Annotated in this window: 8 protein-coding genes; 4 read left to right on the top strand and 4 right to left on the bottom strand. The window is 33.3% G+C overall.

The window, feature by feature from the left end:
* Positions 1 to 3 precede the first annotated feature (3 nt).
* On the top strand, positions 4 to 1,314 hold the full coding sequence (locus tag RN605_RS06585; protein ID WP_313323331.1) for an ABC1 kinase family protein: 1,311 nt from the start codon (positions 4 to 6) through the stop codon (positions 1,312 to 1,314).
* Positions 1,315 to 1,714: 400 nt separating this feature from the next.
* Positions 1,715 to 2,641 (top strand): ABC transporter ATP-binding protein, encoded by a 927-nt coding sequence (locus tag RN605_RS06580; protein ID WP_313323330.1) that lies wholly within the window; start codon positions 1,715 to 1,717, stop codon positions 2,639 to 2,641.
* A 25-nt stretch (positions 2,642 to 2,666) separates the two neighbouring features.
* On the opposite strand, the gene RN605_RS06575 is transcribed toward RN605_RS06580, so the two are convergent.
* Both RN605_RS06575 and RN605_RS06570 read right to left on the bottom strand, forming a co-directional pair.
* The gene (locus tag RN605_RS06575; protein WP_313323328.1) at positions 2,667 to 3,239 is read right to left on the bottom strand and encodes a hypothetical protein; all 573 of its coding nucleotides are present in this window, start codon (positions 3,237 to 3,239) and stop codon (positions 2,667 to 2,669) included.
* 695 nt (positions 3,240 to 3,934) lie between these two features.
* A complete protein-coding gene (locus tag RN605_RS06570) occupies positions 3,935 to 6,343 on the bottom strand; it encodes a S9 family peptidase (protein WP_313323326.1) in 2,409 nt (802 codons plus the stop codon).
* Between the two features lie 151 nt (positions 6,344 to 6,494).
* Between RN605_RS06570 and RN605_RS06565 the strand changes: the two genes are divergently transcribed.
* Both RN605_RS06565 and RN605_RS06560 read left to right on the top strand, forming a co-directional pair.
* A complete protein-coding gene (locus tag RN605_RS06565; protein WP_313323324.1) occupies positions 6,495 to 6,827 on the top strand; it encodes a YegP family protein in 333 nt (110 codons plus the stop codon).
* A 165-nt stretch (positions 6,828 to 6,992) separates the two neighbouring features.
* Positions 6,993 to 8,000, top strand: a complete 1,008-nt coding sequence (locus RN605_RS06560) for a 3-oxoacyl-ACP synthase III family protein (RefSeq protein WP_313323321.1) — start codon at positions 6,993 to 6,995, stop codon at positions 7,998 to 8,000.
* Between the two features lie 55 nt (positions 8,001 to 8,055).
* On the opposite strand, the gene RN605_RS06555 is transcribed toward RN605_RS06560, so the two are convergent.
* Together RN605_RS06555 and RN605_RS06550 are read right to left on the bottom strand one after the other, a co-directional pair.
* Complete coding sequence (locus RN605_RS06555; protein WP_313323320.1) at positions 8,056 to 10,494, bottom strand: outer membrane beta-barrel family protein; 2,439 nt, start codon at positions 10,492 to 10,494, stop codon at positions 8,056 to 8,058.
* A gap of 153 nt (positions 10,495 to 10,647) precedes the next feature.
* Complete coding sequence (locus RN605_RS06550) at positions 10,648 to 15,267, bottom strand: T9SS type B sorting domain-containing protein (protein WP_313323319.1); 4,620 nt, start codon at positions 15,265 to 15,267, stop codon at positions 10,648 to 10,650.
* Positions 15,268 to 15,301: the final 34 nt, after the last annotated feature.

Below are 15,301 nucleotides of genomic sequence, written 5' to 3'. Positions count from 1 at the left end.
CCCATGAAAACTTTAGATAAAATCCCAACGGGAAAAATTGAACGTGCCAGCCAATTGGTGAAAACCGGAATTAAAGTAGGAGGAAACTATGTTGCCTATTATGGCGAAAAAATAGTAAATCCATCTTTAAACCGTGATAAACTCAACGAAAACAATGCCGAAGACATTTATGATGGTTTAAAAAACCTAAAAGGCAGCGCATTGAAAGTTGCTCAAATGTTGAGCATGGATAAAAGCATCATGCCGCAAGCCTATGTGGAAAAATTTTCGCTTTCACAATTTTCAGTACCACCATTGTCGGCGCCATTGGTTAAAAAGACTTTTAAAAAATATTTGGGTAAATATCCCGAAGAAATCTACGATACCTTTACACCCGATGCGGTGAATGCCGCAAGCATTGGTCAGGTGCATAAAGCCACTAAAGACGATAAAACTTTTGCCGTAAAAATTCAATATCCTGGTGTGGCTGATAGCATAAGTTCTGATTTGGCTTTAGTAAAACCTATTGCTACCCGAATGTTCAATCTTCGTGGTAAAGATTCTGAGAAATATTTTCAAGAAGTTGAAAATAAATTATTAGAAGAAACTGATTATACTCTGGAATTAAAGCAAAGTGTTGAGGTTTCTGATTGGTGTAAAAACATCGAAAATCTTCGTTTTCCAAAATATTATCCTGAATATTCTTCAGAGAAGATATTGACTATGGAATGGATAGAAGGCGAACACTTATCGGAGTTTGCAGCTCATAATACCGATAGCGTTTTGGGCGATAAACTTGGGCAAGCTCTTTGGGATTTCTACATGTATCAGATGCATCATTTAAAGCAAGTGCATGCCGATCCGCATCCGGGTAATTTTATCATTGATAAAAACGGTCAATTGGTAGCTATTGATTTTGGTTGTATCAAGCAGGTTCCCGAGGAATTTTACGTTCCCTATTTTGAATTGGCAAAACCCGAAGTTATTGACAATCCGGCGTTGTTTAATGAGAAATTATACGAATTAGAAATTTTGCGTGAAGACGATTCGCCTAAAGAGATTGAATACTTTACCAAAATATTCCATGAGTTGTTAAGCTTGTTTACACAACCTTTCCACGGCGATTATTTTGATTTTTCAGATGAAGATTTCTTTGGTAAGATTGCTCAAATGGGCGAAGAGTTTTCAAAAGATACACAATTGCGAAAAATGAACGGCAACCGCGGTTCCAAACATTTTTTATACATCAACCGAACGTTTTTTGGGCTTTATAATTTGCTTCACGATTTGAAAGCCAGAGTTCACACCAAAACGTTTGAAAAATATATTATTTAATTTTTTAGTTAATTAGGTTAAGTCAGTAAGAGCACATCCTCATCTTTTGAGAATAGTGCTCTTACTTTGTTTATAGACTCTTGATTTTAAGTAGTTTACCTATAAAATGTAACGATTTGTTAAATAAAAATTTAACAAAACATTGTCTATTGTAATTATTAGAATTGATAAATCAATCGTAACTTTGTTATATAAAATTAGACTAATAATCATGATAATCAGTAATTTAACTGATTTAATTTATTACATGCTTTTGAGAAAAGTTTAGTCAGCACTTCTTTTAAAAGAATGATTCATGATTAAAGTTTATTGGTTAGGTTGCAAGAGCGATTTCTCCACGTTTGAGAATATCGCTCTTGTTTTTTTATAAACTTCGTATGTTTGCAGTATAAATAAAAGTATGCTTCGCGTTCAACAAATTCATTTCGCTTATTTAGACAAACCTACTTTAAGTGGCATCGATTTTTCGGTGACACCAGGAACTACTTTGGCTGTTATCGGCGAAAGCGGTTGTGGCAAAAGCACACTTTTGAAACTCATCTACGGGTTGTATGATCTTGACCAAGGTGCTATCTACTGGAACGATACCGAAGTACTAGGACCAAAATTCAACCTCATTCCTGGTATGGAGTTCATGAAATATTTGGCGCAAGATTTCGATTTGATGCCGTTTATTACCGTAGCCGAGAATGTGGGCAAATACTTGTCTAATATTTATAAAGATAAAAAAGACCAACGCGTAGCCGAACTGCTCGAGATAGTTGAAATGAGCGAGTTTGCCAACGTAAAAGCCAAATACCTTAGCGGCGGACAAATGCAGCGCGTAGCTTTGGCTCGCGTGTTAGCATTAGAACCCGAAGTACTGTTGCTTGACGAACCTTTTAGCCACATTGATAATTTTAGAAAAAACAGCCTACGCCGCAAACTCTTTGCTTACCTCAAAGAACAACAAATCACTACCATAGTAGCCACGCACGATAGCACCGATGTATTGTCTTTTGCCGATGAAGTATTGGTGATGCAAAACGGCACTTTGCTAGCGCAAGCAGCACCCAAAAATTTATATCAAAACCCAAGCAATCATTATGTAGCTTCGCTTTTTGGCGATGTAAATACCATTACTCATGACGGTAAAAACCTGTTGCTTTATCCGCATCAGTTGGTAGTTGATAAAAATGGCGCTATACCCGTAACCGTAACCAATGCCTATTACCGAGGAACCAATTACCTTATTGAAGCTACCCATAACGGCAACTTGATTTATTTTGAAAACGATACTGCTTTAGAAAAAGGTATGGAAGTAAGGTTGAATGTGAAGAAAGGATAAAATTAAATAATCTAAAAAAATAAAATTAAAGAAATTTTATTTGAATTTCTTCTATCATAAAATCATATTCGCTTTGAGTAATAATTTCTTCTTTGAGTAACCAGTTCATTCGTTCTATTTCTTTTTTTGGATCATTCTCAAAGTTAATTTTAAAATATCTTTTTCTATAATCTGCTTTTCGCATTTCATAAAAAGTTTTTATAAATTCATCAACCTTTTTTTCATTAGGACTATCAGAAAAAATAAAAACTTGTTGGTCATTATCTAGGCATAAAAGTTTGTATTTTTTTTGATATATATAATAAAATGCAGTCAATGCTGAACCTAATAAAATCAATAAAGTTGCAGAAGCTGAAGAATCATTTAAAGAATCAAATAATAATGCAACTCTAATATATGCCAATACAAACATACTTAATCCTATATATAATATTTTTGGAAATTTTTCTGTATAAATTCGAGTTTCGTTTGAAAATTCATCATAACTAAAAAACGTATTTGTTTCTACATCTAGATCATTAGTATATGTTTCAATGCCAGATTCTGTTAACTTGAATCTGCGCTTTTCATTAAATTTTTTTTGATTTAATTCTAGCATTAGTTTTACTGATTATTATTTCCAAATCTAAAAAATCCGTTCCAATAAAAAAAGGGGGAAATCCCCCTAATTTCAGTAAAAGTATAAAATAGTTTTTTTTAAAGTTTCTCATCAAATAGAGCGGGTTGCCGAGCAAATTGAAAACGTTGCTAACTTAACGCAAAATGGATTAACTATCTATTAAATAACCAATTAATCAATTCACTTTTTTATTCATTTTCACCTCCAAAAAAGTAAGTTTTTCCTCGAGAACAAATTAATTGTTCTCCGTTACAAATAATTTGTTCTCCATTACAAATAATTTGTTCTGCTCCACAAATTACTTTTCGTGCATGAAAAACTACTTTTCGAGTCGGTAAAATAGTTTTTTATAGAGGTAAAATAGTTTTACCATAGTTTAAAACTATTTGTTGCGTTTTGAAAAGTAGTAGTAGTACTAAAAAAATCATTTGTTCAGCGTTCCCAGTAATTTTACGGGCAGAACAAATAATTTTACGAGCAGAACAAATAATTTTACGGGCGCGTAAAATAATTGGGAATGATGGTAAAATAACTTTTCCATAAGAAAAAACTATTTTACGGACAGATAAAATGTTTTTATATCAGGAATAAATTTCTCGAGATATGGAGTGTTTTATTAAACAAAAAAAAGACAGGCAAAAACCTGTCTTTAACTTTGAACTTGAAACTTAAAACTAGTTTTTAAGATATTTTTCCAAAAACTGGTCTTGTTCCCACAGCAGGTGCAAAATGTTGTCTTTGGCAGCATAGCCGTGGCTTTCTTTTGGCAACAACACCAATCGAACTGGAGCACCCAAATTTTTCAACGCTTGGAAATAGCGCTCCGATTGTAGCGTGAAGGTTCCTGGGTTGTTATCGGCATCACCATGAACCAATAGTAAAGGTGTTTTCATTTTATCGGCATTCATAAACGGCGACATGGTGTTGTATACATTTGGCACATCCCAATAATTGCGTTGCTCGCTTTGGAAACCAAATGGCGTTAAGGTTCTGTTATAAGCACCGCTTCGGGCAATACCACACGCAAACAGATTAGAATGCGTCAATAAATTAGCCGTCATAAACGCACCATACGAGTGACCACCAACCGCTACTTTTTTAGGATTGATGTACCCCAAAGCATTCACCGCATTAATAGCTGCTTCACCATTGGCAACCAGTTGTGGGATGAAAGTATCGTTTGGCTCGGTAGTTCCTTCACCAATAATAGGGAACGAAGCATCATCAAGCACCGCATAACCTTTGGTTACCCAATATACGAACGAACCATAGTAAGGAAACGTAAACTCGTTAGGGTTTTTGTTGCTTTGACCAGCCGAGTTTTTATCTTTAAACTCTTCTGGATAAGCCCAAATTAACAACGGAAGTTTTTCAGATTTTTTTACACGGTCATAACCAGCTGGCAAGTACAACGTACCCGAAAGTTCCACGCCGTCATTACGTTTGTATTTAATAACTTCTTTATATACATTTTTGATGCTTTCAAAAGGGTTTTTGAAGTTGGTAATTGGGGTTAATTTACCCGATTTGATGTTTCTGAAATAGTAGTTAGGATAATCGTTTTTAGATTGAATTTGAACCAAAACTTCGCCTTTTTTGAAGTCTTCTATCGATAATAAATCTTCTTTTTTATCATTTAATTTAGAAGTATAAAGGCGTTTTGTTTTCATAGATTTGATGTTGAATTCATCAATAAAAGGAAACTGACCTTCTTTGGTAAATCCATCGCCCATTAAATACATATTTCCGTTTTCGATAGCCAAAACATTGCGGTTGTATTGGTTTCTTTTGGTTTCAAAATTCCCCGGATCAGAATAAATATCTTGATAGTTTCTATCCATCATCACGGTTGCTTTTTCAGCAGGATTTGAAGGATTGAACATATAGGCTTTCATGTTTCGGGTATCGTACCAACTGTCATAAGCAACAGCCAAGTTTTCGTTACCCCAAGTTACTCCGCCATAACGTTGTTTTGTTTTTAACAATGAAGTAGGATTTGCAGCAAATGGCGCATCCCAAGAGAACAATTCGTCTCTATATTCCACCTGATTGGCTTGGTCGCCTTCGTCAAGTGCTACCACATATTGTAACGAGGAAGGTTTGTCGGCACGCCAGTTCATGCTTCTTTTTCCTTTTCGGGTAGAAGAGAAACCTTTGGCTTGAACTTCGGTTAAAGGCACTTCATTTACCACTTTAACTTCTTTTCCGTTTAAATCGTAAACCACAGTTTTTTGAGGAAAACGACTCAAAGGCACGATGTATGAAAACGGTTTGTGGATGGTGGTTATCATTAAATAATTTCCATCAGGCGAAAAGTCTTCACCGGCATAGATATCGGCTTTTTTGAATAATTCCATTTTGCCCGAAAGCGAAACTTTATACAATTCAGAAGTTACCAATGATACAAAATTTGCTTCATCGGTTGGGTTTTTCAATAAATCCTGATAGGTTCTGTTTTGCGATACTTTTCCATCGCTGGTTGAAACCGTTGGTCCGGTTGGTAAATCTTTTTTAACGTCTATTAATGCCGGACGGTTTTTTGGTAATGTTTTTACCAAAAGTGTTTCATTGTCTTTCATCCAACTAATTGGGTTTCCTAAGTTAGCATTCAAAATGGCATCGGTAATTCTTGAAGCGGTTGCAGTGGCAACATCAATTACCCAAAGCTCAACGCCAGTAGCCGTAGTATTGGTAAACGAAATTTTCTTTTCATTTGGCGACCACGAAATGTTGGTAATCTTAGGGTTTGCAGGTAATCCTGTTACTTGTGTTTCTGTTTTATCAGCTATTTTTCGAACTTTCAGGTTATTAATATAAGTAACAGAGCTTGAAATGTTAGTAGTAGGATTGATACGCAAACCACCCAAACGCATTTCATCCTGACTCAATTCGTCCAGAGTTTTATAGGTGTTGCGATACATAAACAGCATGTATTCTTTTTTGGTATCCATTCTAACGCTTGGTGCGCGTTCGTAATCGGCCAAAGCAAGAATTTCAACAGATGGTTTTTGATAGGTTAAATTTTCTTGAGCCGAAAGCTTAAAACAAGAAACAAATAAGAGTAAAAGGAGTGCTTTTTTCATATTTAATGATATTCTTTGGTTAGAAGCCCGAAGATACTATTTACAATCTTAAATTTAAGTTAAGAGATTAATAAAATAGTCTGTCAATGCTACAAGTTTTGGTAAAAATTACTAACTTTATGAGGTTAACTAATAAAATAAAATTATACACATGGGAAAATTTGTAATTTCTACTAGAAAAAATGGTGAGTTTCAATTCAGCTTAAAAGCAGGAAATGGTCAGGAAATTTTAGGAAGCGAAGGCTATACTACCAAAGCAGCTTGTTTAAACGGTGTAGAATCGGTTAGAAAAAATTCGCAAGAAGACAAACGTTTTGATAGACTAGAAGCTAAAAACGGAAAACCATATTTTAACCTTAAAGCGACAAACGGACAAATCATTGGAACTAGTGAAATGTATGAAAGTGTAGCTTCAAGAGACAACGGAATTGAATCAGTAAAGAAAAATGCTCCTGATGCAACTGTTGAAGATACAACCGCTTAAAACTTTTTAAAAGAAGAAAAAAAAACCGATTTATTTAAATCGGTTTTTTTTTGGTCTATTTTCAAAATAATAAATTGTCAATTCTTAAATTATAAGTACCTTGTATTGTTAATTTTTAAAAGATACTTAATTTTGCCTTTCTGTTTTTATTAAATTATTAAAAATATGTTCCACTCAAAAATAGCAGGACTTGGTTTCTATGTTCCTGAAAATATTGTTACTAACGACGATTTATCAAAATTAATGGATACAAATGACGCTTGGATTCAAGAGCGAACCGGTATTCAGGAACGTAGACACGTTGTTAGAGGCGAAGATACAACCACTTCAATGGGGGTAAAAGCAGCCAAAATTGCAATAGAACGTTCGGGAGTTTCAAAAGATGATATCGATTTTATTGTTTTTGCTACGTTGAGTCCTGATTATTATTTTCCTGGACCCGGAGTTTTGGTTCAAAAAGAATTAGGATTAAAAACAGTTGGAGCATTAGATGTTAGAAATCAATGTTCGGGATTTGTCTACGCACTTTCAGTAGCCGACCAATACATTAAAACCGGTATGTATAAAAACATTTTAGTGATTGGTTCCGAAGTTCATTCAACAGGTTTAGACATGACCGATAGAGGTAGAGGTGTTTCAGTAATTTTTGGAGATGGAGCAGGAGCAGCAGTACTTTCAAGAGAGGAAGATTTAAGCAAAGGAATACTTTCTACACATTTGCATTCAGAAGGGCAACATGCCGAAGAATTGGTATTAATAGCACCAGGAATGGGAAAACGATGGGTTACCGATATTATTGCCGAAAACAATCCTGATGATGAAAGTTATTTTCCTTATATGAACGGACAGTTTGTGTTTAAAAATGCTGTAGTTCGTTTTAGCGAAGTGATTATGGAAGGTTTGGAAGCGAATAATCTTCAAGTTTCGGATATTGATATGTTGATTCCACATCAGGCCAATTTGAGAATTGCACAATTCATTCAGCAGAAGTTTAAGTTGACCGATGACCAAGTGTACAACAACATCCAAAAATATGGAAATACTACCGCGGCATCCATTCCAATTGCTTTAACCGAAGCATGGGAAAAAGGAAAAATTAAAGAAGGCGACGTTGTTGTTCTGGCTGCTTTTGGTTCTGGTTTTACTTGGGCTAGTGCTATTATCAAATGGTAGAATTTTGAAATAGAAATAAAAAAAACCGAAGAGAACATCTTCGGTTTTTTTATGATTATATCATTCCGCCACTACTTTGAGTTTCGTTGGCATCTCTTTGTTTACGTTGTAAAGCTCTGTTTTTTCCACCACCAAAGTTGTAGTTGAAACCAACATAAATGGTTCTGCTTTCCCAATTGAAAGAACCTTCTTGTTTGTAAGGTATGCTTCCGTCAAATGCAAATTTCATGGTTTTGAAAATATCATTTGCACGAGCAGTAATAGTTCCTTTTCCTTTTAAGATGTTATATGAAGCACCAAAATCCATTCTGTACATTGGTTTTCTTTCATATTGTAATCCTAAATCAGCACCACGATACATTCCAAAAAGGTTAAAACGAAGTTCTTTTGTTGCTACAAAATTGTGATTCATTCTAATATTGAAAACAGTTACATCCACTTGTGCACGTTCTTGTACGCCAGTATTTCCATTTTCAACTGTTCCACGAACTGTTTTAAAATAAGCATCTGAACTGGCATTTACTGACCACCATTTTGCAAATTTTAAATTAGCAGAAACTTCAACGCCATAAGCTTTATTATTGTCAAAATTGTTGTAAGAAATAATGTCTTGAGCAGGATTATCTGGGTTTTTATAAACGATTCTTCCAATTTCATCATTTATCAAACGATAGAATGTACCAGCGGTAATTGAACCAATCTTAGTAATACGAGTATAGTTTACTTCAAAAGAATTGGTAAATTGTGGTTCTAAAGAAGGATTACCTCTTGATTCAATAAGCGGCGTTGTCCATTCTCTGATTGGACTAATTTGTCCGATACTTGGTCGGTCAACACGTCTTGAATAATTAAAGTTAAACGAATCTTTATCGTTTGCTTTATAATTCAAAAACACAGATGGATAAGCAGTAAATATTTTGTCGGTAATATTGCTTTTATCATTGATGTTTTCAGAAGCATCTGAAGAAGTAACTACTCTTTCAAAATCACCATCAATTTCATATTGTTCAATTCTTACACCAGCTTGCGCGCTCCATTTTTCCCATTGTTTACCAATATTAGTGTAAAAAGAGTGGATGTTTCGGGTAAAATCGAAGTTAGAATTTCCAACACGATTGTATGAACTTGAAGTTTCCGAAACATTTTCATCAAAGTTGTTTTTGATGTTTTGAAGACGCGTTTCAGCTCCTAATTCTAATTTTACAGATTCAGTTAATGGGTTAACATAGTCAACATTTAATTGAAGATAATTAATATCTCTTTGAATGTCATTAAAAGTTAAAGTGTTTGTAATAGGATTTTCTTGAATGTAATTAAATTGTGATTCATCAGGATTATCCGTTTTTGAGTAGTTGGCTTGAAAATCTAAAGTTTCACCTTTTTTAGTAAAATCGTGTTTGTATACAAAGTCATACGTTTGAGTATTGTTCTCGTTATGTTGATCTGTGTATTGATTAGAATCTCTAAGAGCAGCATTTTGATAATCAACTGATGTTACTCCAGCACCACTTGAAAGTGATATGTTTTGGTTGGTATAGATTGAAAATGTATTTTTTTCATCCATATAAAAATCAACTCCGAATTTAAATAAATGAGAAGTGTTTTTATTGTATGAATTAAAATCCTGGCGGTTTTCAAAATTTGGTCGCTCGCTGTTTACATTACCAAAGTTTCTGTTTTTACCATGATTGAAACCATAGTTAGCATAAAAATTAACCTTTCCAACTTTGTAGTTTAAGTTTAATGCTTGATTTGTTTTTGGCGTTACACCAAAAGTTACACCAGAATTAATACTACCATTAAAACCTTCATTTGAGTTTTTATGAAGTATGATATTAATAATTCCGCTCATTCCTTCAGGATTGTATTTTGCAGAAGGATTGGTTATTAATTCTACTTGTTTAATAGACGAAGAAGGAATTTGTTGTAACAATTGAGCAGCGTCAATGTTTGATGGTTTTCCGTCAATTAAAACTCTAACATTGGTGTTACCTCTAAGACTGATTTCTTTGGTTTGTGCATCAACACTAACCGTAGGAACATTGTTCAAAATATCGGAAGCAGTATTACCCGATGCAATAATATCTTTCCCAATATTGATTACTTTTCTATCAATTTTTTGTTCAATAGTTGAACGCTCGCTGATAACTTCAACACCTTTTAATTGAATAGCATCTTCTTCTAATGAAATAGTATTCAAATTAACATTTTGATTGTCTGCTGAAAAAGTAATTTCTCGAGTTATTTTTTTATAACCAATAAATGCTATTTCAACTTTTAATTTTTTTAATGGAATGTCTTTAAGTGCAAAACTTCCATTCTCTCTTGTGATACCACCCGTTACTAATTTGTCATTATCGAAGATAGACACATTGACATATGGCATTGGTTGTTTTAAAGTATTGTCTACAACTATTCCATTCAATGTTCCTGTATTTTGGGCGAACAAAGCAAATTGAGAAATAAATAAGACTAAAAATAATTTTAATTTCATTGATTGATGATTTAGATGATTGTAAGAATACATTATAAATTTTTGTTTACCCATAAGACTATCTTTTGTTTTAAATGTTACATATGAAATAAAAAAACTCCCAAAAAAACTAGAAAGTCCTTTGAGAGTTTTTATACATAGTAGCTATGTAGGTTATCGCTTCATAGAGAAATGGGCTTTAAATTCTCTTGGAATTAAATTTTCATCGGTATAAGAAACTGCGAACCAATAGTCGTCAGAAAATAATAATTTTCCATTATAAGTTCCGTCCCAACCTTGACCGCTTGGTTTAATTTGTTTTAATACCTTACCATATCGGTCATAAATAGTGATTATTGCTGTTGACTGATTACTTAAGTCAGTAATGTTCCATGTATCATTATATCCATCTCCATTTGGAGTAAAGAATTTAGGATAATTGATAACAATAGCTTCTAACGTTGTAATACCACAACCATTTTTATCTCTAACGGTAATTGTGTGTAAACCAGATGTTACGTTTTCAAATATATTACTGTCTTGAAATAATCCACCGTCTAATTGATATTCATAATCACCACCAACTCCTGTTGCAGTTACTATTATATTTTGATGACTAGAAAAATCATCTTCAACTTCATAAGTGATTTCAGCTGGTTCTGATTGTTGAACTACAACTTGTTTTACTTCCGATGTACAACCAGTTGTATTATTTGTTGCTACTAAAGTGTAAGTTCCAGGAGCTGTTGCAGTGTAAGCGCTATATGTACTAACTATTTGACCTGATTCGTTTCTCCAAATAAATGAATGACCAGCATTGCTTAAACCGCTATACATGGTATATGAATTTAATAAAGTACCTGTTTCGTTATCAATACATACAAAACCATCTCTAGGTGTAGGTTCCGGAAGTTTATTAACTATAATAGTAAACGATTTTATATCATAGCAACTTGGAGCTAAAGTATTATTTACTCTAACATAAACTGTTGTAGCTGTTGTAGAAGTTACAGAGTTAGTTTGAGCTAAAGCATCTGAAAGACTTAAATAATAATTGATTGTAAATTCACTACCAGTCTGAGTTCCTAAAACTATAGAATTTAAGTTTGTTAAGTTAAAAGATGTTATTCCATCATTAGTTCCATCTTCATCACAAACTGTTCTTGAACTTACAGGAACTGCATTTGCTAAAGGAGCCGGAACAATAGTTACAACAAATGAACTTTCATCACTACAGCTTGGATTAAAATTTGATTGCCCAAAAATGTAAATCGTTTGACTAGTATTTAGTACTGTTCCTGGATTTAAAATTGTACCAGTTCCATTTGGTCCTGTGTAATATTTTCCAACATTAAGCACTGGTAAAGTATAATTTACACAGATTGTAATATTTGGAAGTTCATCAACATTAAATACATTTACTGAAAAACTTTGTTGACTTGAACAATCAGGCGTAGTGTTGGTATGTGCATAAACATACAATGTTTGAGGTGAAGTTATTTGACTCCCAGCATTTAATAAAGTTCCACTTCCATTTGGTCCTGTATAATAATCTCCAACGGTAAGCACAGGCAATTGATAGTTATTACATGCAGTTACATTTGATATAGGAGCAACGACAGGTGTATTATTAATAGTCACAGTAAACGAGTTTTCGTCAAGACATGAAAAAGCAGTTCTAATTTCAGATTCTTTAAAAACATATATTGTTTGACTAGTAGTTATGGCTGTTCCAGGAAGTAATTCAACTCCAGAACCATTTGGTCCACCAGTTAGAGTATAATATTTATTGTTTTCAGTTAATGAAGGTAGAATATAAGAATCACATGCCGTTACGTTATCAGGTTGATCCGCACTTGTTGAAAAAATATTTATATCAAAACTATTTTGAGCACTACAAGCTGGAGTGGTATTTGAAATTGCGTAAATGTATATTCTTTGACTTGTTGTAATAACAGTTCCTGCAGGTAATAATGTGCCTGTTCCATTTGGTCCTGTATAGTAGTTTCCAACCGATAAAGGAGTTAATACATATTGATCACAAATATCAATATCAGACCTTGAATCTATTTCTGGTAACCCAATTACGGTAACAGTAAAACTATTTTCGTTTGCACAACTAGCATTTAGTCTTTTAAAAATATAAATAGTTTGCGTAGAAATAATAACATCCCCTGCATATAACATTGTTCCATTTCCATCAGGTTCTGTAAAATATTCACCATTGGTTAATGTTGGTAATGTATAGCTTTCACATACTGAAATATCATTTAAAGAATCTATTTGAGGTTGAGCAAAAGTTAGAGTAAAAAACATATTATCTGTACAGTTTGCGCCACCGCTAGTTGTTGGAGCATAAACATAAATTGTTGAATTATTGTTGATAACAGTTCCAGCAGGAATTTGTTGACCTGTTCCCATCGGACCAGTAAAGTAATTTCCGATTGGAAGTTGAGGTAATGTATAACCATTACATTGATCAATATTTGCAGGCTGAGGCATTCCTATTACAACTTTAAATTCATCTTCATCAGAACAAGGTGTTGTTCCAGATGTAGTTGCAAAAACATAAATAGTTTGGGTTGATGTTATTACTGTTCCAGGAGATAATTGATTTCCAGTACCACTTGGACCTGAAAAATAATTGCCAACACTCAAAGAAGGTAATGTATAAGATGAACATTCAAAAACATCATTTCTGTCTCCTACATCTAATCCAGGAACTATAGTTACATTAAAACTTGTATCTACTACACAAATAGGGTCAATTGTAGTTGTAAAATAATAATATATAGTTTGATTACTTGTTATAACTGTTCCTGATGGAATTTCTGAGCCATTGCCTCCAGGTTGTGTATAATATTTACCATATGTAGGTTGATTTAATGTATAACTATTGCAACTTGTTATATCTTCAGGAGTTAATTGATCAACATCAACTATAGTAACTGTAAACGAACTCGATGCACTACATGTATTTGGACCATTTGGTTGGTTAAATATATATATAGTTTGAGTTTCTGTTAAGATATCTCCTGAAAACATTTGTGTGCCTTCTCCGTTTGGTTCTGTAAAATAGTTTCCATTAACTAAAGGTTGTAATGTATAGCTATCACAAACAATCACATTTTCCAATACATCCACATTAGGAATAGGATTGACTATTAAATTAAAACTAGTAATACTAAAACATGAAGGATCATTTGTATTATAAACTCTAACATATATTGTTGTGTTTGTATATAAACCATTTGCAACGTTTCCATTACTAAGAGGGTTTGTTGCATTATTAGCATCATTTAAAGAAGTATAATACTTTACAGTATATATATTTGCAGATTGTCCATTTAAAATAATTGGAGATTGAGGTCTCAAATCAAAGTTTGCATTATTTGAGCCATATGATTTTTCACATTTAACTAAATCAGGAGCTTGGTTTGCAACTGGTGGCGGCGATAATAATAATTGAAATGATTTTACTCTAAAACATAAACTATTTGGCAACTGTATTCTAACATAGATAGTTTGATTACCAGCACTTTCATATTGTAATGGAAGTGGATTTATATTATTATTAGCATCACTTTGTGAACTATGGTAAGTAACCGTTGTTGCTGGATCTAGTCCTTGTTTAACTCTAGTAGTATTAGCACTCAAATCAAAAGTATATGATGCAGCTCCAATATCACATTTATATAAGTTGTTAGGATTTGGAGATGAAATTTGGGGATAAAATTCTATTAAAACTTCATCGGTAAAAGGTTCACAGCTACTAAATATACTTGTATAAGTTACACTGTATGTACCAGTTTGTGTTACATTTAAGCTTGGTTCTGTTTGGCCATTAATTACTACTCCATTTTTTTTCCAAACAAAAGTGTATTCACTAGGGTTTAATCCTGTTTCTAATAAATGTGTTGAACCATAACATATTGCAGTTGAGTTTGCAACAGTCAAGTCTAATCCAAGGACATTTTGACCAATGTTGAAACTATTTGATGATATGTAAATTGATGAATCAGATTGTGGATCCAATCTGTCTGCAATTACTAATTTAATATGGTATGGTACATTTGGTGTTAAAACAGAAGCTGCGGTTAACAATTTAGTTTGACCATTAAAATTTATTGCAGCATTATTTGCATTAGAACCACCGTTAAAACTTCCAAAGAATTGAGCATTTGCTGATGGACAAGATGAGTTATATACAAAATCTCTAATTGTTACTACTGAAATTGGTGTGGTTGTATTTGGAACAACTGCCAAGTTAGTGGTAACGCCAGTATTCATATTTGTTAGTAAGAAAGCGAATGCATCTGAATATTGACATTGGAAGTTTCCATATTCCTCGGAAGCAAATACAAAATCAAAACTAAAGTTTGATGATATTGGTAAAAAATCAAATTCTAAAACTGTAGCATTGGTTGATGTCATTGGAATTCCAGCTGCAGCTAATGTTGCTTCTAAACTAGTATCACCTGTCCAAGCTGTAGAACCATCATTTAATAAAGATGTATTTGGACCTGGAGTGTTAAGTGCATTTCCTGTGCTTAATACAACTCCACTTTGCATTGGGAAATTTGGATTTGAATTTTGGAAAAAACCAATTCCATTGGATGAACCAAAATTTGTTCCTGTTCTCCAGGTAATGTTTGTTGCATTAACACAAGGTGAATTAATTAAAACATTATTTACTAATTGTGGCACAGTGTAAGTAGAAGTACTTACCGTTATTGGTTGAGATAAACCAAGGCTAAAATTTAAAAGAACTAATAATAGTATTAACTTTTTCATAATTTGGGGATTTTGACAGTACAAATATGAATGA

Origin of the sequence: Flavobacterium sp. PMTSA4 (genome assembly GCF_032098525.1) — a bacterium.
Taxonomy (GTDB): Bacteria; Bacteroidota; Bacteroidia; order Flavobacteriales; family Flavobacteriaceae; genus Flavobacterium; species Flavobacterium capsici.
Note: the sequence above shows the minus strand (reverse complement) of the source record. Positions and strands in the feature narration are given on the sequence as shown.

Excerpts from the sequence above, each read along its gene's own strand:
- RN605_RS06585 (WP_313323331.1), top strand. The coding sequence starts at position 4 with ATGAAAACTTTAGATAAAATCCCAACGGGAAAAATTGAACGTGCCAGC.
- RN605_RS06580 (WP_313323330.1), top strand. The coding sequence starts at position 1,715 with ATGCTTCGCGTTCAACAAATTCATTTCGCTTATTTAGACAAACCTACT.
- RN605_RS06575 (WP_313323328.1), bottom strand. The coding sequence starts at position 3,239 with ATGCTAGAATTAAATCAAAAAAAATTTAATGAAAAGCGCAGATTCAAG.
- RN605_RS06570 (WP_313323326.1), bottom strand. The coding sequence starts at position 6,343 with ATGAAAAAAGCACTCCTTTTACTCTTATTTGTTTCTTGTTTTAAGCTT.
- RN605_RS06565 (WP_313323324.1), top strand. The coding sequence starts at position 6,495 with ATGGGAAAATTTGTAATTTCTACTAGAAAAAATGGTGAGTTTCAATTC.
- RN605_RS06560 (WP_313323321.1), top strand. The coding sequence starts at position 6,993 with ATGTTCCACTCAAAAATAGCAGGACTTGGTTTCTATGTTCCTGAAAAT.
- RN605_RS06555 (WP_313323320.1), bottom strand. The coding sequence starts at position 10,494 with ATGAAATTAAAATTATTTTTAGTCTTATTTATTTCTCAATTTGCTTTG.
- RN605_RS06550 (WP_313323319.1), bottom strand. The coding sequence starts at position 15,267 with ATGAAAAAGTTAATACTATTATTAGTTCTTTTAAATTTTAGCCTTGGT.